Origin of the sequence: Actinomycetospora chiangmaiensis DSM 45062 (assembly GCF_000379625.1) — a bacterium.
Taxonomy (GTDB): Bacteria; Actinomycetota; Actinomycetes; order Mycobacteriales; family Pseudonocardiaceae; genus Actinomycetospora; species Actinomycetospora chiangmaiensis.
In genome coordinates this window covers 304,479-325,596 of record NZ_KB903244.1, presented here as the reverse complement: position 1 = coordinate 325,596, position 21,118 = coordinate 304,479, and the positions used below count along the sequence as shown (strand labels likewise).

The 21,118-nt window shown below is 74.9% G+C and carries 21 protein-coding genes; 16 read left to right on the top strand and 5 right to left on the bottom strand.

The window, feature by feature from the left end:
* The first annotated feature begins 47 nt into the window (after nt 1-47).
* Together A3CO_RS0123405 and dapB are read left to right on the top strand one after the other, a co-directional pair.
* The gene (locus A3CO_RS0123405) at nt 48-1,340 is read left to right on the top strand and encodes a M16 family metallopeptidase (RefSeq protein WP_018334686.1); all 1,293 of its coding nucleotides are present in this window, start codon (nt 48-50) and stop codon (nt 1,338-1,340) included.
* Nucleotides 1,337-2,086 (top strand): 4-hydroxy-tetrahydrodipicolinate reductase, encoded by a 750-nt coding sequence (gene dapB, locus A3CO_RS0123400; protein WP_018334685.1) that lies wholly within the window; start codon nt 1,337-1,339, stop codon nt 2,084-2,086. Before A3CO_RS0123405 ends, dapB begins: the two co-directional genes overlap by 4 nt.
* Nucleotides 2,087-2,152: 66 nt before the next feature.
* Here the strand turns inward: dapB and A3CO_RS0123395 are convergent, their stop codons facing one another.
* Nucleotides 2,153-2,737, bottom strand: coding sequence for a GNAT family N-acetyltransferase (locus A3CO_RS0123395; RefSeq protein WP_018334684.1), 585 nt, complete (start codon nt 2,735-2,737; stop codon nt 2,153-2,155).
* Nucleotides 2,738-2,836: 99 nt separating this feature from the next.
* On the opposite strand from A3CO_RS0123395, the gene A3CO_RS0123390 reads away from it, so the two are divergent.
* Complete coding sequence (locus tag A3CO_RS0123390; protein WP_018334683.1) at nt 2,837-3,328, top strand: beta-class carbonic anhydrase; 492 nt, start codon at nt 2,837-2,839, stop codon at nt 3,326-3,328.
* Nucleotides 3,329-3,341: 13 nt separating this feature from the next.
* Here the strand turns inward: A3CO_RS0123390 and A3CO_RS0123385 are convergent, their stop codons facing one another.
* A complete protein-coding gene (locus A3CO_RS0123385) occupies nt 3,342-3,608 on the bottom strand; it encodes a hypothetical protein (protein ID WP_018334682.1) in 267 nt (88 codons plus the stop codon).
* 107 nt (nt 3,609-3,715) lie between these two features.
* Here A3CO_RS0123385 and A3CO_RS0123380 point away from each other — a divergent pair, with 107 nt between their 5' ends.
* From A3CO_RS0123380 to A3CO_RS0123335, 10 genes are all read left to right on the top strand, one after another.
* Nucleotides 3,716-4,981, top strand: coding sequence for a winged helix-turn-helix domain-containing protein (locus A3CO_RS0123380; RefSeq protein WP_018334681.1), 1,266 nt, complete (start codon nt 3,716-3,718; stop codon nt 4,979-4,981).
* 177 nt (nt 4,982-5,158) lie between these two features.
* The gene (locus A3CO_RS0123375; RefSeq protein ID WP_018334680.1) at nt 5,159-6,337 is read left to right on the top strand and encodes an inositol-3-phosphate synthase; all 1,179 of its coding nucleotides are present in this window, start codon (nt 5,159-5,161) and stop codon (nt 6,335-6,337) included.
* Nucleotides 6,322-7,227 carry an HD domain-containing protein gene (locus A3CO_RS0123370; RefSeq protein WP_157647807.1) on the top strand — a complete coding sequence of 302 codons (906 nt, stop codon included), beginning with the start codon at nt 6,322-6,324 and terminating at the stop codon, nt 7,225-7,227. Before A3CO_RS0123375 ends, A3CO_RS0123370 begins: the two co-directional genes overlap by 16 nt.
* 47 nt (nt 7,228-7,274) lie before the next feature.
* Nucleotides 7,275-8,411 carry a class I SAM-dependent methyltransferase gene (locus tag A3CO_RS0123365; RefSeq protein ID WP_211214535.1) on the top strand — a complete coding sequence of 379 codons (1,137 nt, stop codon included), beginning with the start codon at nt 7,275-7,277 and terminating at the stop codon, nt 8,409-8,411.
* On the top strand, nt 8,408-9,427 hold the full coding sequence (locus tag A3CO_RS0123360; protein WP_211214534.1) for a Gfo/Idh/MocA family protein: 1,020 nt from the start codon (nt 8,408-8,410) through the stop codon (nt 9,425-9,427). Before A3CO_RS0123365 ends, A3CO_RS0123360 begins: the two co-directional genes overlap by 4 nt.
* A complete protein-coding gene (locus A3CO_RS0123355) occupies nt 9,418-10,248 on the top strand; it encodes an MBL fold metallo-hydrolase (RefSeq protein ID WP_018334676.1) in 831 nt (276 codons plus the stop codon). The genes A3CO_RS0123360 and A3CO_RS0123355 overlap by 10 nt, the downstream gene beginning before the upstream one ends.
* Complete coding sequence (locus A3CO_RS33990; protein WP_018334675.1) at nt 10,245-11,813, top strand: YcaO-like family protein; 1,569 nt, start codon at nt 10,245-10,247, stop codon at nt 11,811-11,813. The genes A3CO_RS0123355 and A3CO_RS33990 overlap by 4 nt, the downstream gene beginning before the upstream one ends.
* Nucleotides 11,810-12,679 carry a sugar phosphate isomerase/epimerase family protein gene (locus A3CO_RS0123345; protein ID WP_018334674.1) on the top strand — a complete coding sequence of 290 codons (870 nt, stop codon included), beginning with the start codon at nt 11,810-11,812 and terminating at the stop codon, nt 12,677-12,679. The genes A3CO_RS33990 and A3CO_RS0123345 overlap by 4 nt, the downstream gene beginning before the upstream one ends.
* The gene (locus A3CO_RS0123340; RefSeq protein WP_018334673.1) at nt 12,676-13,920 is read left to right on the top strand and encodes a glycosyltransferase family 4 protein; all 1,245 of its coding nucleotides are present in this window, start codon (nt 12,676-12,678) and stop codon (nt 13,918-13,920) included. The genes A3CO_RS0123345 and A3CO_RS0123340 overlap by 4 nt, the downstream gene beginning before the upstream one ends.
* A gap of 11 nt (nt 13,921-13,931) precedes the next feature.
* A complete protein-coding gene (locus A3CO_RS0123335; protein ID WP_018334672.1) occupies nt 13,932-14,711 on the top strand; it encodes a PIG-L deacetylase family protein in 780 nt (259 codons plus the stop codon).
* Here A3CO_RS0123335 and A3CO_RS0123330 read toward each other — a convergent pair.
* Complete coding sequence (locus tag A3CO_RS0123330; protein ID WP_026204917.1) at nt 14,692-15,726, bottom strand: LysR family transcriptional regulator; 1,035 nt, start codon at nt 15,724-15,726, stop codon at nt 14,692-14,694. The genes A3CO_RS0123335 and A3CO_RS0123330 overlap by 20 nt on opposite strands.
* Nucleotides 15,727-15,803: 77 nt before the next feature.
* On the opposite strand from A3CO_RS0123330, the gene A3CO_RS0123325 reads away from it, so the two are divergent.
* The 3 genes from A3CO_RS0123325 to A3CO_RS0123315 are packed head-to-tail and all read left to right on the top strand — an operon-like array spanning nt 15,804 to nt 19,230.
* Nucleotides 15,804-16,493 (top strand): succinate dehydrogenase cytochrome b subunit, encoded by a 690-nt coding sequence (locus tag A3CO_RS0123325; protein ID WP_018334670.1) that lies wholly within the window; start codon nt 15,804-15,806, stop codon nt 16,491-16,493.
* Nucleotides 16,494-16,495: 2 nt separating this feature from the next.
* Complete coding sequence (locus A3CO_RS0123320; protein WP_051086049.1) at nt 16,496-18,478, top strand: fumarate reductase/succinate dehydrogenase flavoprotein subunit; 1,983 nt, start codon at nt 16,496-16,498, stop codon at nt 18,476-18,478.
* Nucleotides 18,475-19,230 (top strand): succinate dehydrogenase/fumarate reductase iron-sulfur subunit, encoded by a 756-nt coding sequence (locus A3CO_RS0123315; protein WP_018334668.1) that lies wholly within the window; start codon nt 18,475-18,477, stop codon nt 19,228-19,230. The genes A3CO_RS0123320 and A3CO_RS0123315 overlap by 4 nt, the downstream gene beginning before the upstream one ends.
* Before the next feature lie 81 nt (nt 19,231-19,311).
* Here the strand turns inward: A3CO_RS0123315 and A3CO_RS33985 are convergent, their stop codons facing one another.
* Both A3CO_RS33985 and A3CO_RS33980 read right to left on the bottom strand, forming a co-directional pair.
* The gene (locus A3CO_RS33985) at nt 19,312-20,262 is read right to left on the bottom strand and encodes a DUF4097 family beta strand repeat-containing protein (RefSeq protein ID WP_157647806.1); all 951 of its coding nucleotides are present in this window, start codon (nt 20,260-20,262) and stop codon (nt 19,312-19,314) included.
* Complete coding sequence (locus A3CO_RS33980) at nt 20,259-20,972, bottom strand: toxin-antitoxin system HicB family antitoxin (RefSeq protein WP_018334666.1); 714 nt, start codon at nt 20,970-20,972, stop codon at nt 20,259-20,261. The genes A3CO_RS33985 and A3CO_RS33980 overlap by 4 nt, the downstream gene beginning before the upstream one ends.
* Nucleotides 20,973-21,118 lie beyond the last annotated feature (146 nt).

The window sequence follows — 21,118 nt, the reverse complement described above, 5'->3', positions numbered from 1 at the left end:
TCCTTCCCGACGGCGGGCTCGTCACCACCGAGCACCCGGGTCCCGGCGTGGCACGCACCGTGCTGCCCGGGGGCCTGCGGGTGGTGACCGAGCACGTCGCCGGGGCCCGGTCCGCCGCCGTCGGCCTGTGGGTCGACGTCGGCTCGCGCGACGAGCCGGGGTTCGACCCGGCCGCGCGCGGCGCCGCGCACTTCCTCGAGCACCTGCTGTTCAAGGGGACGCCGCGGCGCACCGCGCGGGAGATCGCGGAGGAGATCGACGCCGTCGGGGGCGACCTCAACGCGTTCACCTCCAAGGAGCACACGTGCTTCTACGCGCACGTGCTCGACTCGGACCTCGCGCTCGCGGTCGACGTGGTGTGCGACGTCGTGCTGAACGGCGTCATGGACGCCGCCGACGTCGAGCTCGAGCGCGACGTCGTGCTGTCGGAGATCGCGGGCCGCGACGACGACCCCGAGGACCTGCTCGCCGACGACTTCGACGACCTGCTCCTGGGCGACCACCCGCTGGGTGGCCCGGTGGTGGGGTCCGAGGAGTCGGTCGGCGACATGACCCGCGACGTCCTCGCCCGCTTCCACGGCGCGCACTACGTGCCGTCGCGGTCGGTCCTCGCCGTGGCGGGCAACGTGACGCACGCCGAGGTGCTCGAGGCGGTCGCGGCCGCGTTCGGGTCCCGGCTCACCGGGAGCGCCGCCGCGGCGGCCGCCCGGCCGGACGCCCCCGCCGTCGTGGGGGTCCCGGCGGACCGCCTGTCGGTGCGCGAGGACGACACCGAGCAGGCCCACCTCATGCTCGGCGTGCCGTCGGTGCGCCGCGGCGACCCGCGGTGGGAGGCCCAGCTGGTCCTCTCGACCGTGCTCGGCGGCGGGACGAGCTCGCGGCTGTTCCAGGAGGTCCGGGAACGTCGCGGGCTGGCGTACTCGGTGTACTCCTCGGCCACCGGCTACTCCGACCTCGGCGTGCTCAACGTCTACGTCGGCTGCGCCCCCGAACGGCTCGGGACGGCGGCCGGGGTGCTCCGCACCCAGCTCGCCGACCTCGCCCGGGACGGCATCACCGAGGCCGAGCTCACCCGGGCACGCGGCCAGCTGCGCGGCGAGTACGTGCTCGGGCTGGAGGACACCCCGTCGCGGATGAGCTGGTTGGGTCGCCGTGAGCTCGACGGCCCGGCGGCCCCGCTCGACCTCGGCGACGCCCTCGCGCGGGTGCAGGCGGTGACCGTCGACGACGTCTCCGCCGTGGCGCGCGACCTGTTCACCACGCCGGTGACCGCCGCCGTCGTCGGGCCCTACGCTGACGTCGAGGATCTTCCCGACGAGGTGCGTGAGGTGGGCGAATGACGCTGCGCGTCGGTGTGCTGGGAGCCCGCGGTCGCATGGGGTCCGAGGTGTGCCGCGTCGTCGGGGAGGCGGACGACCTCGAGCTCGTGGCCACGGTCGACGACGGCGACCCGATCTCGGCGCTCGCCGACGCGGGCGCCCGGGTCGCGGTGGACTTCACGCACCCGTCGGCGGTGGCCGACAACGTGCGCTGGCTCGTCGCGCACGGCATCCACGGCGTCGTCGGCACCAGCGGCCTCACGACCGACGTGCTCGACGACCTGCGCGGGCGGCTCGACGACGCCCCCGGGCTCGGCGTCATGGTGGTGCCGAACTTCGGGATCGGCGCCGTGCTGATGATGCGCTTCGCGGCGCAGGCGGCCCGGTTCTACGACTCGGTCGAGATCCTCGAGCTGCACCACCCGAACAAGGCCGACGCCCCGTCGGGCACCGCGACCCGGACGGCGCAGATGATCGGCGAGGCCCGTGCGGCGGCCGGCGTCGGCCCCGGACCGGACGCCACGACGCACGACCCCGACCACGCCCGCGGCGCCACCGTCGACGGGGTGCACGTGCACGCGGTGCGGATGGCCGGACTGGTCGCGCACCAGGAGGTCCTGCTCGGTTCGGAGGGCGAGACCCTGACGATCCGGCACGACTCGTTCGACCGCGCCTCGTTCATGCCGGGCGTGCTGCTGGCCGTGCGCTCGGTCGTGTCCCGCCCGGGCCTGACGATCGGCCTGGAGTCGGTGCTCGACCTCGACTGACCCCCGCGAACCTGACGAACGGGTCGTTGGTGCCGACAGCGCGGACGAACGACCCGTTCGTCCACCTCAGAGCAGCGGCAGACCCAGGTCGGCCGCTGTGGGCTGCACCGCGAACTGCAGGTCGAGCGGACCACCGAGGCGGACCTCGCGCAGCGGGCGACCGCCGGCGTCGAGGGTGCGCACGGTCCCGTCGGGCTCCCACCCGGCGCGGGCGTAGAAGGCCCGCGAGGCGGCGTCCCGCTCCGGGACCCAGGTGATACCCCGGGTCGCGCCCGCGGCGCGCAGGGCCTCGGCCGCCGTCACGAGCAGCCGACCGCCGTGGCCCCGCCGGCCCCAGCGGGGCGAGACCAGCAGCGTCGCGACCAGGCCGACCGACCCGGCGTCGTCGGGGACGGTGCCCACCGCGTCGGCGAGGTCGTCGGCGGACGCCGGGCCGGCCAGGACGAACCCCGCGACCGCGTCGCCCTCGGTGGCCACGAGCAGCCCGTCGACGGAGCGTTCCCAGGCGGCGGTGACGGCGGCGTCGTCGAACCCCTCGGTGAGACCGGCGGGCAGGAACGCGGCCCAGGCCGTCGTCCACACCTCGCGCTGCACCGCGGTGACGGCGGCGGCGTCGTCGGGGGTCGCCGGGCGGACGTGCGCGATCGCCATACCGAGACACTAGGACGCGGGTCACCTCGCGACGGCGACCGCACCCGCCGTCCGGAATGATCACGAACGACGCATACCGCCGAGAGACAGGGAGACACCGTGTCCGTCACCGACGAGATGCTGGCCGCCAACGAGTCGTTCGCCGCGGGCTTCGGCGACGGGGGGCAGCCCGGGCCGCCGTCGCGGCACGTCGCCGTGGTCGCCTGCATGGACGCCCGCCTCGACGTCTACCGCGCCCTCGGGCTCGGCCCGGGGGAGGCGCACGTCATCCGCAACGCGGGCGGCGTGGTCACCGACGACGTGCTGCGCTCGCTGACGATCAGCCAGCGCAAGCTGCAGACGACCGAGGTCGTCCTCGTCCACCACACCAGGTGCGGCATGGCGACCTTCGACGACGACGAGTTCGTCGGCGAACTGGAGAGCGCCAGCGGGCAGAAGCCGTCATGGGCGCCGGGCGCGTTCTCCGACACCGAGCAGGACCTCCGCGACTCGCTCGCGGCCGTGCGGTCCTGCCCGTTCCTGCTGCACACCGACGCGGTGCGCGGGTTCGTCTACGACGTCGACGCGGGGACGCTCACCGAGGTGTCCTGACCTTGCTCGACACCTAGGCCGGGCGCGGCAGGGGCAGCGCGGGCGGCTCGTCGTCGGCGAGCCGCACCGCCGAGGCCGGGTGCTCGACGAGCGCGAGCACCCGCGAGGACATGAACCGCGCGGTGCGCACCGGGGTGCCGCCGCGGGTCACCTCGCTCACCTCGACGACACCGCGCCCGTGCGCGATCTCCACCCGACGGCCCGCGCGGGTGGCCTCGACGTCCCAGCTACGCGTGGTGCCACCGGCGTCCACGACGATCTCGACGCGATCTCCGACCATGGGTCCTCCTCAGACGTTCTCCCAGGTCAACGCCGGTGCGGGCGGCTCCATTCCGGTGGTTGTCGGGGGTGGCTGGCAGGATCGCGGGTGTGGGATCACCGGAGCGGATGGGGGCGGACGCGGCGCGGCGCGCGGCGCTCGGCGCGCAGGGCCTCGATGCGCCGCCGCGGCCGGTCCCGCCGAACCGCGGCGGGCTGACGCGCCTCGTACGCCACCTCGGGCTGCTCCAGCTCGACTCCGTGAACGTCGCCGTGCGGGCGCACTACGCGCCGGTGTTCGCCCGGCTCGGGAGCTACGACCGGGACGTCCTCGACGCGCTCGCCTGGCCGCGGACGGCGGCCGACCACCGCCGGCGGGCGTTCGTCGAGTTCTGGGCCCACGAGGCGAGCCTCGTCCCGGTGGAGGACTGGCCGCTGCTGCGCTGGCGGATGCGGGACAACACCGCGCGCACCAGCCGGTGGCTCGGCAACGCGCTGGACCACCGGCCGGACATCCTCGACGCCGTGCACGACGCGGTGGCCACGCACGGCCCGCTGGAGGCGCGCGAGGTCGAGGCGGTGCTCGGGGACGGCGGGGAACGCCGGGCCCGCGCACACGGCGGCTGGTGGCACCGCTCGGACGTCAAGGTCGCCTGCGAGCACCTCTTCGCCACGGGGGTCCTGACGACGGGGACGCGGCGCGGCTTCCGCCGGGCCTACGCGGTGAGCGAGGACGTCATCCCGCCCGAGGTGTTCGCACAGCACCCCGACCGGGCCGAGTCGATGCGGCAGCTGACGCTCCGGGCCGCGGCCGCGCACGGGGTGGCGACGGAGCCCGACCTGCGGGACCACTACCGGCTGCCGCCCGCCGAGAGCCGGGTCGCCGTCACCGAGCTGGTCGACGAGGGGGAGCTGGAGGAGGTGGAGGTCGCCGGGTGGGGCGCGCCCGCCTACCGGTTGCCCGGCACCCGGGTGCCGCGCCGGGTCACGGGCGGGGCGCTGCTCGCGCCGTTCGACCCGATGATCTGGTTCCGGCCCCGGACGGAGCGCCTGTTCGGCTTCACCTACCGGATCGGCATCTACACGCCCGCCGAGCAGCGCACCCACGGCTACTACGTCTTCCCGTTCCTGCTCGACGGGCAGCTGGTCGGCCGGGTCGACCTCAAGACCGACCGGGCGGCCGGGGTGCTGCGGGTGCCGGCCGCATTCGCCGAGCCGGAGTGCGTCGAGCGGGGTGCCGACGAGGCGCGGGTGGCGGCGGAGCTGGCCGTCGCCCTGCGCGACATGGCGGCGTGGCTCGGGGTGGACGACGTGGTCGTCGAGGGCGGGCCACTCGCCCCGGCGTTGAGCCGGGCGCTGGCGAGCCGGACCGTCGCCGTCGCGGGCGGTCACTGACGCCGGTCCCGTTCAGCTCCCGCGCGGCTACCCGGCCGAGCGGCCGGCGCACGCGCGCTCGTCACCGACGCCACGTCCGCCGAGAACCGCCGTTTGCGGGCCCCGAGCGGTCGGGGAGCACCTTCCGTCGGGCCGCGGGCGATCCGCCGGCCCGCGCCTGCGACGAGGAGGACTCGGGTGTCGGACGAACAGCGCAAGGTGGGGGTCGCCGTCGTCGGGGTCGGGGGTGCGGTCGCCACCACGGCCATCGCCGGCGTCGAGCTGCTGAAGGTCGGCGCGTGCGGGTTCGAGGGGCTCCCGTTCGCGGACGTGACGTCGCTGGTGCCCTACACCTCGCTGACCTTCGGCGGCTGGGACCTCGACGGCGACGACCTCGCGAAGGCCGCGCACCTGCACGGGGTGCTCGAACCGCGCGTGGTGGAGGCGGCGGGGGCCGGCCTCGCGGCCGTGGCGCCCTGGCCCGCGGTCGCCGACCCGGACTACTGCCGCAACGCGATCGGCGCGAACGTCATCCCGATCTCCTCGCTGCGCGGGCGCGTGGACCACGTCCGCGGCGACATCGAGCGGTTCCGCGCGGCCCAGGGACTCGACCGCGTCGTCGTCGTGAACCTCGCGTCGACCGAGCGGTGGCCGGACCTGACCCTGCCGTCGCTGCAGACGCCGGAGGCGTTCGAGGCGGCCATCGACGCGGACGACCCGGTGATCAGCCCGAGCATGGTCTACGCCTACGCGGCGATCACCTCGGACTCGCCGTACGTGAACTTCACGCCGAGCGCGTCCGCCGACATCCCCGCCCTGCTGGAGCTCGCGCTGCAGCGGGGCGTGCCGGTCGCGGGCAAGGACGGCAAGACCGGCCAGACGATGATGAAGACGGTCCTCGCCCCGGCCTTCCGGTCGCGGTCGCTGCACGTCGACGGCTGGTACTCCACCAACATCCTCGGCAACCGCGACGGCCAGATCCTCGAGGACGCCGACTCGCTGTCGAGCAAGCTGCAGACCAAGGGCACCGTGCTCGACCAGTGCCTCGGCTACGAGGTCGAGGACCACGTCGTGCGCATCGACTACTACCGACCGCGCGGCGACCAGAAGGAGGCCTGGGACAACATCGACCTGACCGGCTTCCTCGGGCAGCGGATGCAGGTCAAGGTCGACTTCCTGTGCCGGGACTCGATCCTGGCCGCGCCGCTGGTGCTCGAGCTCGCGCGGCTCGTCGACGAGGCCGCGCGCCGGGGCGAGGGCGGCGCGCAGGAGCAGCTCGGCTACTTCTTCAAGCAGCCCATCACCCGCGACGGCTCCGAGCCCGAGCACGCGCTCCACCGCCAGGAGCAGGTGCTGCGCGCGTGGCTCGACCGGTGACCGGACCCGGCCCGCTCGTCGGGCTCCTGCGCGAGATCGGCGATCTCAAGCGCGTCCACGTGGCCGGTCGGGCCGGGTCCCTCGCCGACCACGCGTTCCTGCGCGCGTGGTCGGCCCTCGTCGCGGGGGAGGACCTCACGACGGTGGCCGAGGCCGAGTGCGCCGCGGCGGTCGCGGGGGCGCGCCTCGCCGGGCTCGACGGCCCCGTGCTCCGGGCGGCGGGTCTCACCGCCGAGGAGGCCCGCGCGGTGCGCACCCGCGCGATCGACGAGGTCGGGGCCGCCCTCCCGCCCGACCTCCGGGCCCGGCTGGTCGCCGCGCCGGACCCCGTCGACGACCTCACCCACGCCCCGGCCCTCGCGCACACCCTGGTCGACCAGCCCCGCGCCGGCGCGACCGCCCCGGGCCGCCCCCGGCTGATCGTCGAACCGCCGGAGGACCACGGCGAGCACTGCTGGGCGGTCGCCGTCTCCGGCGCGCTGCTCGCCCCGGGCCAGGACGCCGACCCCGGCGAGGCCTTCCTGCTCGGGCTCGGCCACCACCTGCACAACGTCGCCCTGCCCGACGCCGGGTTCGCCGGGGAGATCCTGCTCTCCGACCACCTCGAGCCCGTGATCGAGCGGCTGACCGAGCGCGAGCTCGCCACGCTGCCGGCGGCACTCGCGGACCGGCTCCGGACGCTGCTGACGGCCCGCGCCGACGCCGACACCCCGCTCGGGCGCGCCTTCCACGCCGCCGACGTGCTCGACCGGGTGCTGCAGGTCCACCACCACGCCCGCGCCGCCGGGTTCACGGCGAAGGACGCCCTGGTCGACCTCGAGCTCGTCCACGCCTCGCCGGTCTCGGCCTACCACGACGCCGTCCTCGCCGAGGCCGGGTTGCTGCCGTGACTCCCACCGACCCCCGTCGCTCCGCTCGCTCCGGGCTCCTCGACCCCGTGTCCCGCCGACCGCTCGCGCCGGACACGCCGCACTCGCTGTCCGACCTCGCCGACGGTGCGCGCCGCTGGCCCGTGCTCGACGGCATCCCCTACCTGCGGACCGGCCGCGAGGAGGTGGTGGAGCGCGCGCTCGCCGCGCTCGACGACGGGCGGGTCGCCGATGCCGCCGCAGTGCTGCTCGCCGACAACGACGACTGGTGGGACCAGCCGCCTCCGCCCGCGGACGAGCTCGCCGCGGCCTACGCGGCGGCCGCCGACCCCGGGACGACGCTGCGGGACGCCGCCGCCGCGCTCGGGCTCGGCCGGGTCGGCGACTACTTCCTGCACCGCGACCACGACCCGTCGGGCCTCGCCGTCACCGCGCTGGTGGCCACGCACCCGCCCGCGGGCCGACCCGTCGTCGACCTCGCATGCGGCGCGGGCCACCTGCTGCGGCGCCTCGTCGCGGAGCCGGGGGAGTGCGCGGGTGTCACCGGGATCGACATCGTGTTCGCGAAGCTCTGGTTGGCCCGCCGGTTCGTGCTCCCGACGGACGCGGCCGTGCGGCTGGTGTGCGCCGACCTCCGGTCGTCCTGGCCGGTGACGGACGACGGTGACGCCTGGGTCTCCTGCCACGACACCCTGTACTTCCTCGACGATCCGGCCGACGTGCTGCGCCGCGCGGCGGACCTCGCGGGTCCCCGCGGCGCCGTGCTGGCCGCGCACTGCCACAACGCCGACCACCCGCTCGGCGCCGCCGGACACCCGCGCCGCCCCGAGGAGTGGGCCGCGATGCTGCCCGGCGCCGCGACCTACGCCGAGGAGGAACTCACCGCCGCCGCGCTGGCCGCCCGACCCGCGGGACCCGCCGTCGGGAAGGACCTCGACGGGACCGAGGCCGTGGCGCTGGCGCTGGACCGGGCTGCGGCGCCCCCGCAGGAGAGCCTGCTGCGCCCCGCGCCGGGTGCGCGGCTGCACCCCAACCCGCTCTACCGCGACGGTGCGCGGGAGTGGCCGAACGCGCGGTGGGGCGCCGAGTACGGCGAGCGGGCGGCGGCCTACCTGCCGGAGCGGCTGCCCGAGCTCGACCACGACCTCGACCACGACGAGGCCGTGCGCCGCCGGGTCCTCGTCGACCTCCCGGGACGGTGGTGAGCACCGGCTGGGGCGTGGTCGGGCTGGGCTGGGTGGCCCGCGACCACGTGCTCCCCGCCATCGCCGCCGATCCGCGCGCCCACGTCGTCGCCGTGTGCGACCGCGACCCGGCCGCGCTCGACGGCCTGCCCGACGGCGTTCCCGACGACATCACGGCCACCGACGACCTCGACGTGCTGCTGGCGGCGGAGCCCGACGCGGTCTACGTCGCGACGCCCAACCACGCGCACCTGCCCGTGGTCCGGGCGGTCGCGGCCGCGGGCGTCCCGGTGCTGTGCGAGAAGCCGATGGCCCACACCGTGGCCGACGCCCGCGCGATGGTCGCCGCGGCGGGGGACGGGCTCGTGGCCACCGCGTTCGACCAGCGCTTCCACCCGGCGCACCGGATGATCGCCGACCTCGTCGCCGCCGGACGCCTCGGCACGGTCACCGCCGTGCGGATCGTCTACGGCTGCTGGCTGCCGCCCACCTGGACCCCGCCGAGCGGCGCCGCGGGCGCGAACTGGCGCGTCGACACCGCGCTCGCGGGCGGCGGCGCGGCGATCGACCTCGCCCCGCACGGCCTGGACCTCGCGGGCACGCTGCTCGGCGAGGACGTCGTCACGCTCACCGCCGTCCCGCGCCGCCGGGTGCACGCCTACGCCGACCCGGCCGCCGACGACGGCGCCGTGCTCGTCGGCGCCACCGCCTCGGGCACGTTGTTCGACGCCCACGTCAGCTTCGCCCTGCCCGACGCCCTGCCCCGCCGCCGGCTCGAGCTCGTCGGTACCCGCGGGCAGCTCGTCGCGGAGAACACGCTCGGGCAGGTCGCGGGCGGCACGCTCACCTTCCTCGACGCCACGACCGGTGCGGCCGAGGCGGTCGCCTTCGATCCCGACGGTCCGTTCGAGCGCCAGATCGCCGCGTTCGGCGCCGCCGTGCGCGGCGAGACGTGCTGGCCCTACCCGCTCGCCCGGGACCTCGCCCTCCACGAACTGCTCCTGGACGCCCTCACCGAGGAGGCACCGTGCCCCTGAGCCCCTGGACCTGCACGAACTGCGGCCACTGGCAGCGCTGGTTCGCGGCGCCGCCGCTCTGCCCGGTGTGCACCGACGTCCGCAACGCCCTGCCCGACGACGGGTGGGACTTCCGGCCGCTCGACGAGATCGCCCGCGGCCGCGAGGCCCGCTGGACCGAGGTGCGCCCCGGGATCACGGGGTTCTGGTGCGAGCCGCAGGTGGGGCTCGGCACGTGCGGTTGGGTCATCGAGACCGACGTCGGCCTCGTCGGCTGGGAGGGCGCCGGCTTCTATCCCGACGACGGGCTCGCCGAGATCCGCCGCCGGGGCGGCCTGGTGTCCCTCGCGGCGAGCCACGTCCACGGCTACGGCGCGCTGTTCCAGCTGCAGGACGAGCTGGACCCACCGGTCGTGGCGGTCGGGGTGCGGGACCTGGAGTGGACCAAGGCGTTCCGGGTGACCTGGCCGCTCGACGACCGCCACGAGTTCGCGCCCGGCCTCGTCGCGCACCGCACCGGCGGGCACTTCGACGGCCACATGGTGCTCCACGACGAGCAGCGCCGGGTCCTCTTCTGCGGCGACATGCTCAAGGCCGCCCTCGACGACGCGGGCCGCGCCACCGGCCTGTCCGCCCACAAGGCCTTCCACGCGCAGATCCCGCTGTCCCACCAGGAGATCCGCGACGCGTACGAGGTCATCGGGAACCTCGACTTCGACGCCGTCGCCACGCCGTTCGAGTTCGTCGAGGGCGTCACCACCGCGCACGTGCTCGCCCTCTACGACCGGCTGCTGTCCGCGCAGCCGGTCGCCGGGCCGATCCCGTTGGCGGAGCTCGCGTGAGCGACCTCGACGCGGTCGCCCGGGCCTACACCGACGCGCTCCCGCCGGGCGACACCGACGAGTTCGACCTCCGGGCCGCCGACCGCACCGGCGTCCACGTCGTCGCCGCCGACTTCGCCGACCCGACCGGCACGTGGCCGCGCTCCGGCTCGTTCGGCTACGGCCTCGCCCCCGACCGCGCCCGGGTCGCGGCCCGTGCCGAGCTGGCCGAGGAGATGCTGCTCGCGGTGCACCTGCGCGGTCTGGAACGGACCCGGGACTCCTACTCGGCGCTGCGGGCCCGCCTCGGCGACGACGGCGTCGTCGACCCCGTCCGGCTGACGCTGCCCGCGGGCACCGCGTTCGACCCCGACGCGCCGCGCTGGTGGCTGCCCGCCACCCGCGTGCGGACCGGCGACACCGTGCTCGTGCCGGCCGAGTTCGCCGCGGCCTACCCCGTCGACCTGCCCTGGCAGGACCCGGCCGAGCGGCTCACCACCGTCATCACCAACGGCTGCGGCGCCGGCGACACCGTCGAGCGGGCGCTGGCCCACGCCCTCGGCGAGCTGCTGCAGCGCGACGGGAACGCCACGGCCTTCCGCGCCCTGGACCGCGGCACCGTCCTGGACCTCGGGCCCGACGACGAGCAGGTCCGCGACCCCGACACCCGCGCGCTGCTCGCGCACCTGCGCCGGGTCGGCATCCGGGTCGTGCCGAAGCTGGCCTCGACGGCCTTCGGCGTCACCGACCTCCACGTCGTGGGTCACGACGTGGCCGGCGACGCCCCGCATCCCATCGCCCTGACGGCCTGCGGCGAGGCCGCCCACCCCGACCGCGAGGTCGCCCTGCAGAAGGCCCTGCTCGAGTTCTGCTCCGCCCGCGTGCGCAAGACCTTCGCCCACGCCGACCTCGCGACCGTGCGCCCGCTCGCGCCGGCGGACTACTGGGACCGCGAGCTCGCCACACCGGTCCCGCCGCAGGAGACCCGTGCGTTCACGACGATGCAGGACTGGACGGCGCGGAGTGCCGACGAGCTCCGCGACCTGCTGGAACCGGTGCTCGCGGAGCACACGCGGGTGCGCTTCGACGAGCTGCCGACCACGGACGTCGGCGGGCCGGTCGCGCTGCTGCACGACCTCATGGAGCGGATGGCCGGGTTCGACGTGCTGGCCGTCCTGGCCGACGGCGGGGGAGAAAGCGGGGGAGACGGAGCGCGGCGGAGCCCGACCGGGACCGACCGCGGGTGCGCCGCCAAGGTGATCGTCCCGGGCCTCGAGGTCGAGACCATGTCCTACGGCCGGATCGGGCGCCGCGGGGTGGACCGGCTGCTCGACCGCGCCGCCGACCCGCACGACCCCGCCTTCGGCCTCGTCGGGCTCGGCGACCCGCCGCACGCCGGCGCGCTGCCCGTGGTCCTCCCCGACGACGAGGCGGCGCGGCTCGGCGACGAGCGCGGCGACGACCGCGCGTGGCTGGACCGCGACCGCGTCGACCGGGTGGTCGGCGACCTCTACCCCCTCTACCGCGAGCCGACCCGGCACGCCGTCGCCCGGGCGGCGGCGGGCGAGGAGGTCGAGCTCCGATGACACGCACCGGAGCGGAGCCGGACCGTCGAGTCAGCATCCGCTGGGCCTACAACACGAACGGGCTCTCCTCCCACCGCCTCGACGACGCCCTGGAGCTGCTCGCCGACCACGGGTACGCGGGGGTGGCGCTCACCCTCGACGTCGCCCACCACGACCCGTTCGCCCCCGAACTGGCGCGCCGGACCGCGGCGCTCGCCGAACGGCTCCGCGGGCTCGGACTGGGCAGCGTCGTCGAGACCGGCGCGCGGTTCCTGCTCGACCCGCGCCGCAAGCACCACCCGACGCTGGTCAGCGCGGACGCCGCGGACCGGGCCCGCCGGGTGGCGTTCCTCCGGTTGTGCGTCGACGTGGCCGCCGACCTCGGCAGCGAGGCCGTGTCCTTCTGGGCGGGCGTCCTCGCGCCGGGCCTCGACCGCGACGACGCGTGGACCCGGCTCGTCCTCGGGGCCACGGCGGTCGCCGAGTACGCCCGTGCCCGCGGCGTGACGGTCGCCGTCGAGCCGGAGCCCGGCATGCTCGTGGACGACCTCGACGACTGGTCGGCGCTCCAGGTCGAGGTCCCGGGGATCACGCTCGCGCTCGACACCGGCCACTGCATCGTCTCCGGGCGGTGGGACCCGGCGGCCGCGGTCCGCGCGTTCGCGCCGCACCTCGGGGCCGTCGCCGTCGAGGACATGCCCCGCGGCGTGCACGACCACCGGGCCCCGGGCGAGGGGGACATGGACCTGGGCGCGGTCGTCGGCGCGCTGCACGCGATCGACCACCGCGGTCTCGTCAGCCTCGAGCTGTCCCGCGACTCCCACCGCGCCGACCGGCTCGTGCCGGAGGCCATCGCGACGCTGCGCGCCCTGGAGGACGCCCGATGAGGATCTGTTTCGTCTCGCGCCGCTACTGGCCCGCCGTGTCCGGCATGAGCGCCTACGCGGAGAACCTGCTGCGCCACCTCGTGCGGGCGGGCCACGACGTCACGATGATCTCGCAGTACCGGGGCGACCCCGCGGGCCGCGCGGTCTACGGCGGCGGGCCGCCCCCGCCCGAGCGGGTCCCCGACGGCGTCGAGGTCGTCGCGCTGGAGGCCCACGGCGAGCAGGAGGTCGCGGCCGGCCGTCCCGCCGACTTCGAGGCCGACGTCGCGACGATGCACGCGACGATCGCCCGGCTCCACGCGCGGCGGCCGATCGACGTGCTGCACGCCCAGTACGCCTACCCCACCGGCCTCGCGGCGCTCCGGGCCGCGCACGACCTCGGGCTGCCCGCGGTGGTGAGCGTGCAGGGCGGGGACGGGCACTGGGTCGGGACCTGCTGCACCACCCACCGGGACCTCGTGCGCGCCGTGTTCACGCACGCGCCCGCGCTGGTGATCGGCTCACCGTCGTTCGCCGCCGAGGTGTCGGCCCGGCACGACGTGGACCCCGCGCGCTGGACGATCGTCTCCGGCGCCACCGACACCGCCCGGTTCACCCCCGCCCACGAGCCCGGGGCGCTCCGGGAGCCGGCGACGCTGCTCTACCACGGGCGCGTCGACGCCCGGAAGGGCGTGCTCGACCTCCTCGAGGCCCACCGGACCCTGCTCGACGCCGGCCGCCGGGTCCGCCTCGTGGTCTCCGGGATCGGCCCGGACACCGGGCTGGTCGCCGACCGGGTCACCGAGCTCGGGCTCGACGACCACGTCGAGCAGCTCGGCTACACGCCCTACGAGCGGGCCCACGAGGTCTACGGCCGCGGCGACGTCTTCGTCAGCCCCACCTACGCCGAGGGCTTCTCCAACACGATCCTGGAGGCGATGGCCTCGGGCCTGCCGGTGGTGTCCACCGACGTCGTCGGGGTCCGCGACTGCGTCCGGCCCGACGACAACGGCGTCCTCGTCCCCGCGAAGGACCCCGCGGCCCTGGCGGCCGGGATCGCGCGGGTCCTCGACGACGGGTCCTTCCGCACCGGGCTGGCCCGGCGCGCCCTCGAGGAGGTGCGGGCCGTGTGGTCGTGGCCGGTCATCGCGGACCGGGTCACGGCCGTCTACGACACCGTTCGGGGCGTGCCGGTGCCGGCGATCGCCGACCCGCCCGTGGACCCGTCCTGCCGGTTCCGCGCGGCGCCCCACCTGCTGTGAGGCCGCACGTGGTGGCGGTCAGCCCGCACCTCGACGACGCCGTGTTCTCCGTGGGCGGCACCCTCGCGCGCCTGGGGGAGGCCGCCACCGTCACCGTGGTCACCTGCTTCACCGGCTCGGTCGACCCCGCCGTCGCCACCCCGTTCGCCCTGTCCACCCAGCTCGACAAGGGGCTCGCGGCGGACGTCGACTACATGGCGCTGCGCCGCGCGGAGGACCGCGGCGCCCTCGGCGTGCTGGGTGTCCCCCCACGCCATCTGGGCCTGCTCGAGGCGCCGCACCGCGGGTACGACTCCGCCCCGGCGCTCTTCGCCGGGCGCCGGGGCGACGACGTGGTGGCGCGGCCGCTCACCGAGGCGTTGGTGCCGGTGCTCGCGGGCGCCGACCTGGTGCTCGCCCCGCAGGCCCTCGGCGACCACGTCGACCACCAGTGGGTCTCGGCGGTGGTCGCCGACCTGGTCGACCCCGACCGTCGCGCGTGGTGGCGCGACACGCCCTACGTGGCACGGCGGCCGGACGCTCTCCCGATGGCCCACGTGTCCGGTGACGAGCTCGCCGTGGACGTCACGGCGGAGCTGGAGCGCAAGATCGCCGCGGTCGCGTGCTACCTCACGCAGGTGCCCTTCCAGTTCGGGTCGGCCGACGCGGCGGGCCCGGCCCTCGCGGGGCTGGCCCACGACGAGGGCGCGCGGGCCGGGGCCGGGGGAGCGGCCGAGGTGCTGCGCGCCGGGCCCCGGGCGGCGGCGGTGCTGGCGGCGCTGCTCGACGCCCCTAGGACGACGGGTGGATGAACCGGACGCCGGGCGGGAGACCGCCGGTGCGCGAGGTGCGGGCGAGGACGGCCAGCAGGGTCTCGCGGAACGCCTCGGCCGCCCGCGTGGGGGCGACGTCGGTGCGGTGGGCCAGCACGATCGTGCGGTGCGTCCAGCCAATGCCGTCGAGCCGGGTGGTGTGCAGGCCGGTGCGGCCGGCGAGCACGAGGCTCGGCACGATCGCCACCCCGAGACCCCGCTCCACCATGCGCAGCACCGCGTCCATCTCGCCGCCCTCCACCGCGATCCGCGGCGTCACCCCCGCCGCCGCGCACGCCGAGAGGACCGCCTCCCGCAGCTCGTAGCCGGGACGGTTGATCACCAGCGGGTGCCGGGCGATCTCGGCGATCCCGGCGTGGTCGCCCAGCACCTCGTCGAGCGGGGCCCGGCCGGCCGTCGCGGAGATCGCGACCAGTTCCTCGCGCAGCACCGGGGTGAGCCCGAGCGCCGTGCCGGGGATCGGCGGGCCGGGGGCGGGGAGCCGGCCGCGCAGCCGGCCCGGGGTCGTGCCCGAGGCGCCCGGACCCGGCGTCGGGAAGCGGTCGGGTTGGTGGATGACGAGCGCGAGGTCGAGCTGGCCGTCCTCCAGGTCGGCCACGAGGTCCTGCGAGCCGCCCTCGGAGATCTGCAGCGAGACGCCCGGGTAGGCGTCGTGGAAGACGGCCAGGACGTCGGCGACGACGCTGACGCAGAGCGAGGGGGTGGCCCCCAGTCGCAGTCGACCCCGGCGCAGGGTGGCGAGCTCGGCGATCTCCAACCGGGCCGTCTCGACGTCGGCGACGATGCGCCGCGCGAGGGGCAGCAGGGTCTCACCGGCCGAGGTGAGTGTGACGTGATCCCTACCCCGCGTGAACAACGTCTCACCGAGATCATCTTCCAAGGCCTGTATCTGTCGGCTCAGCGTGGGCTGCGCGACCCGCGACTCCGCCGCTGCCTGCACGAACCGTCCCGTGTCCGCCACAGCGAGGAAGTAGATGAGCTGTTTGAGGGTCACCCCGATAGCTTAAGAGCATCGCTGAACCGTCTTGCATGCATTGGCAGACGGCGTGTTCGCGGGCTTAGCGTGTCGCCGTGGTCCTGACCCAGCAGCGCAACATCGTGACGAGGACGTGGGGATCGTCCGTCGGCAAGAAGTTCGTCATGGCCGTGACGGGCGTGATCTTCTTGCTGTACGTGATCGCCCACATGATCGGCAACCTGAAGATCTTCTTCGGGCGGGAGACGTTCGACGCGTACTCCGAGCACCTCCGGACCCTGGGAGCCGACATCTTCGGCTACTCCGGCGTCCTGTGGATCATCCGTGTCGTCCTGATCGCGGCGGTCGTGCTGCACATGGTCGCGGCCTTCAGCCTCTGGTACAAGGCGAAGCGCGCGCGGCCGGTCGGGTACCAGCACAAGGGGCACCAGGGCAGTTACGCGGCCCGCACCATGCGGTGGGGCGGCGTGATCATCGCGCTCTTCGTGATCTGGCACATCCTCGACCTGACCACCGGGACGGTGAACCCGGACCCGGCGGGCGGCGCCTACGGCAAGCTCGTGGCGAGCTTCGACCGGCCGGTCGTGGCGATCTTCTACATCGTCGCGATGGTCGCCCTGAGCTTCCACATCAGCCATGGTTTGTGGTCGGGCATCCAGACGTTGGGCGGCAACAGCGCCGTCAAGCAGCACGCGTTGAAGTCGTTCTCGATCGGTGTCGGCGTCGTCGTCGCCGTCGGGTTCGCGATCATCCCGGTGTCCGTCATGATCGGTCTGGTGAGGTGACCATGTCAGAGCTGCAGCAGGAGCCCACGTCGGTCCAGGGTGAGGGTCGCTGGTTGCTCGGTGACCCGATCGCCGACGACCGGGCACCCGACAGCCCCGTCGGCGACCGGTGGAGCGACCGGAAGTTCTCCGCCCGGCTGGTGAACCCCGCCAACCGGCGCAAGATGACGGCGATCATCGTCGGCACGGGTCTCGCGGGTGGCGCGGCCGCCGCGACGCTCGGCGAGGCCGGCTACCACGTCAAGTCGTTCTGCTTCCAGGACTCGCCCCGGCGCGCGCACTCGATCGCCGCGCAGGGCGGGATCAACGCGGCGAAGAACTACCGCAACGACGGCGACTCGATCCACCGGCTGTTCTACGACACGGTCAAGGGCGGCGACTTCCGCTCCCGCGAGTCGAACGTCCACCGGCTGGCCGAGGTCAGCCTCAACATCATCGACCAGTGCGTCGCGCAGGGCGTCCCGTTCGCCCGCGAGTACTCCGGTCTGCTCGACACCCGGTCCTTCGGCGGCACCCAGGTCTCGCGCACGTTCTATGCGCGCGGCCAGACGGGCCAGCAGCTGCTGATCGGCGCGTACTCCGCCCTCGAGCGGCAGATCGCGGCCGGCACGGTCGAGATGCACCCGCGCACCGAGATGCTCGACCTGATCGTCGCCGACGGGCGGGCCCGCGGCATCGTCACGCGCAGCATCCTCACCGGCCGGATCGAGACCCACCTGGCCGACGTGGTGGTGCTCTGCACCGGCGGCTACGGCAACGTCTACTACCTGTCGACGAACGCCAAGGGCTCGAACGTCACCGCCGCCTGGCGCGCGCACAAGCGGGGCGCGCTGTTCGCGAACCCCTGCTACACGCAGATCCACCCGACCTGCATCCCGGTCTCCGGCGAGTACCAGTCGAAGCTGACCCTGATGTCGGAGTCGCTGCGCAACGACGGCCGCGTCTGGGTGCCGAAGGAGCGCGGCGACAGCCGCCCGCCGAACTCCATCCCGGAGGAGGAGCGGGACTACTACCTCGAGCGCCAGTACCCGGCGTTCGGGAACCTGGTCCCGCGCGACATCGCCTCGCGCGCCGCGAAGAACATGTGCGACGCCGAGCAGGGTGTCGGCCCCGGCGGGCTCGGCGTCTACCTCGACTTCAAGGACGCCATCGGGCGTCTCGGCCGCCACGCGGTCGAGGCCAAGTACGGCAACCTCTTCGAGATGTACCAGCGCATCACCGGGGACGACCCGTACGAGGTCCCGATGCGCATCTACCCGGCCATCCACTACACGATGGGCGGGCTGTGGGTCGACTACGACCTGCGCTCGACGATCCCGGGCCTGTTCGTGGGCGGGGAGGCCAACTTCTCCGACCACGGTGCGAACCGCCTCGGCGCCTCGGCGCTGATGCAGGGCCTCGCCGACGGCTACTTCGTGCTGCCGACGACGGTCCCGAACTACCTCGCCGACGGCCCGTTCGACCCGATCGACGAGAGCCACCCGGCCGTCGTCGAGGCGGTCGAGGCGACCAAGGGCCGCATCGACAAGCTGCTCTCGGCCAACGGCAACCGCACCGTCGACTCGTTCCACCGCGAGCTGGGCCAGCTGATCTGGGACCAGTGCGGCATGGCGCGCAGCAAGGAGGGGCTGGAGAAGGCCCTCGACCGGCTGCCGTCGCTGCGCGAGGAGTTCTGGCGCGACGTCAAGATCGTCGGCACCGGCGACGGGTTCAACCAGTCCCTGGAGAAGGCCGGCCGCGTCGCCGACTTCCTCGAGCTGGGTGAGCTCATGTGCACCGACGCGCTGCACCGCGAGGAGTCCTGCGGCGGCCACTTCCGCGTCGAGCACCAGACCGAGGACGGCGAGGCGCAGCGCGACGACGAGAACTTCGCGTACGTCGCGGCCTGGGAGTACGGCGCCGACAAGCCGGGCGGCAAGCCGATCCTGCACAAGGAGGACCTGGAGTTCTCCTACGTCCACCCGAGCCAGCGGAGCTACAAGTGAGAATCACGCTGCGCGTCTGGCGGCAGAAGAACGCCGACGCCAAGGGCAAGATGGAGAAGTACAAGCTCGACGACGTCGAGGAGGACATGTCCTTCCTCGAGATGCTCGACGTGCTGAACGAGAAGCTGGTCCTCGCGGACGAGGACCCGATCTCGTTCGACCACGACTGCCGTGAGGGCATCTGCGGCTCGTGCGCGATGGTCATCAACGGGACCCCGCACGGCCCGCAGAAGAACACCACGACCTGCCAGCTGCACATGCGGCACTTCAAGGACGGCGACACGATCGACGTGGAGCCGTGGCGGGCGCGGGCCTTCCCGGTGATCAAGGACCTGGTGACCGACCGGTCGGCCTTCGACCAGATCATCCAGGCCGGCGGCTACGTCAGCGTCAACACCGGGTCCGCCCCCGAGGCGCACGCCACCCCGGTCGACAAGGTCTCGGCGGACGACGCGTTCGACGCCGCCACCTGCATCGGCTGCGGCGCCTGCGTCGCCGCCTGCCCGAACGGCAGCTCCATGCTGTTCACGTCGGCCAAGGTCACGCACCTCGGCCTGCTGCCCCAGGGTCAGCCCGAGCGGCAGACCCGCGCGATCAGCATGCTGGCCAAGCAGGACGAGCTCGACTTCGGTGGCTGCACCAACGTCGGCGCCTGCGCGGAGGTCTGCCCCAAGGGCATCCCGCTGGCCTCGATCTCGCGGCTGAACCACGACGTCCTCGGCGCCACCCTCACGGGGGCGCGCGCGGACTAGTCGGTCCGAACGCCACGAACGGCCCGTTCGTCACGGTAGATCGTGACGAGCGGGCCGTTCGTGTGTTCCCGGCAGGCGCGTTCAGGCGCCCGCGCGGACCACGCGGGTGTCGCCCGCCGCGGCGCGCCCGCGGATGCGGACCGTTCCCGACGACGGGTCGTCCTCCGGTCGCGTCGCGGTCACCGGCAGGTCCGACGAGGCCGACCCGGCCGCCGACCGGAGGTCCACCGAGGCGTCGACCCCGGCGTGGACGCCCACCCGCACCGACCCGGCCCCCGTCGACAGGTCGAGGTCACCGGCCGAGGCGTCCCGGACCGTGACGTCCCCGCTGCCGCAGCGGACGGCGAGGTCGGCGGCGACGCGCCCGGCCGTCACCGAGCCGCTGCCGGTGACCACCTCGACGCCGGCGTGGACCTCGTCGAGGAACACGTCCCCGGCGCCGCCCTTGACGCGCAGGGCACCGTCGACCCGCCCCACCGTGACGTCCCCGGCCCCGCACGTGATGGACGAGCGGGCCGCGACCCGGTCGAGCGACACGGTGCCGGTCGTGCGGATCGTGGCGGGCCCGGGGCTGCCAGCGACGTCGACCGGGGCCGCGCCCGCCCGGACCGTCACCGCGGACGACTCGGGGGCGTGCACCGTGATCGTGAGCGGGATCGTGCGCAGCGCGACCTCCCGGGGCGAGCGGACGGTCAGGACGCCGCCGGCCCACTCGACCGTCGTCTCCGCGACGGCCCGCGCGGCCCGCTCCTCGGGGGACTCGTCGCGGCGCACCCCGAGGCCCGCCACGGCACTGAGGTCGAACCCGAACCGCCGCTCCAGGCCGCCCGCGGCGTCGACCAGACCCGCGAGGCCCTGTACCCAGCCGGGCGCGCCCTCCCGGTCGGCGACCACCTCGACGGTCACCGCCGCCGTGGGGTCCGGGCGGGAGTCCAGCCGCACGTCCACGCGCCCGGCGTCGAGCTCGACGACCAGCTCGGCCGGTCCGGCGGCGTCGAAGCGCTCCCGGCGGGCCGTTCCCGGCGCGCTCATCCGCGCACCCACCCGGTCACGCCCGAGCCACCCTCGTCGTCGGGACCGGACCCCGGACCGGACCCCGGACCCCGGTCGCGGCCGGGCCCGGCGTCCGGAGCGGGCGCCTCCGGGGCCACGGGCGGTTCCGGGGCCTCCGGCCGTTCCGGGGGCTCCGGCCGCGTCCCGGACCGGTGCTCCGGGTCCCAGGACCCCTGCCACCGGCGCTGGCCGTGCCGGCCGAGGTTGTCGCGCAGGGCGCCCTGGACGGCCTGCGAGATCCACGAGTTGAGCGACATGCCCTGCGCCGCGGCGGCCTGCTCGGCCTGGCCCTTGATCTGGTCGACCAGGCGCAGCGTCATGCGGGAGATGTCGCCCATGTCGGCGCCGCGGCCGGCGGCGTCACCGGGCCGCGAGAACGGGCCGCCGGGCCCGGCGAACGGGCTCGACGACGGCCCGGCGAAGAAGCCCGCGCCGGCGTCGGCCCCGCCGTCGCGGTCGACGACGACCTCCACCTCGCGGCCGCGCAGGCGCAGCGAGACGGAGCGGTCGTCGAGCTTCTCGGAGATCTCGGCGGTGAGGTCGGAGAGCGCGGACTGCAGGGCGAGGCGGACGGCGGGCTCGAGGGCCCCGGCCAGCGCGGTGCCGGCCCGGGCGGTCTGCTCGTCGCCCACGGACGCGGCCGCGGCGAGGTCGTCCCGCAGGGCGGTGACGTAGGGCGTGAGGTCCATGTCACCACCGTGACACCACGACGACACCACGGCAAGCGGTTCTGCTGTCGGCGGACGACACCATGCGACGCCACTCGGAGGGTGTCGGGGTCGCCGGTTACCGTGGCGCCGTGGCCCAGGCAGGAGACGTAGCGCAGCGGAGCTCG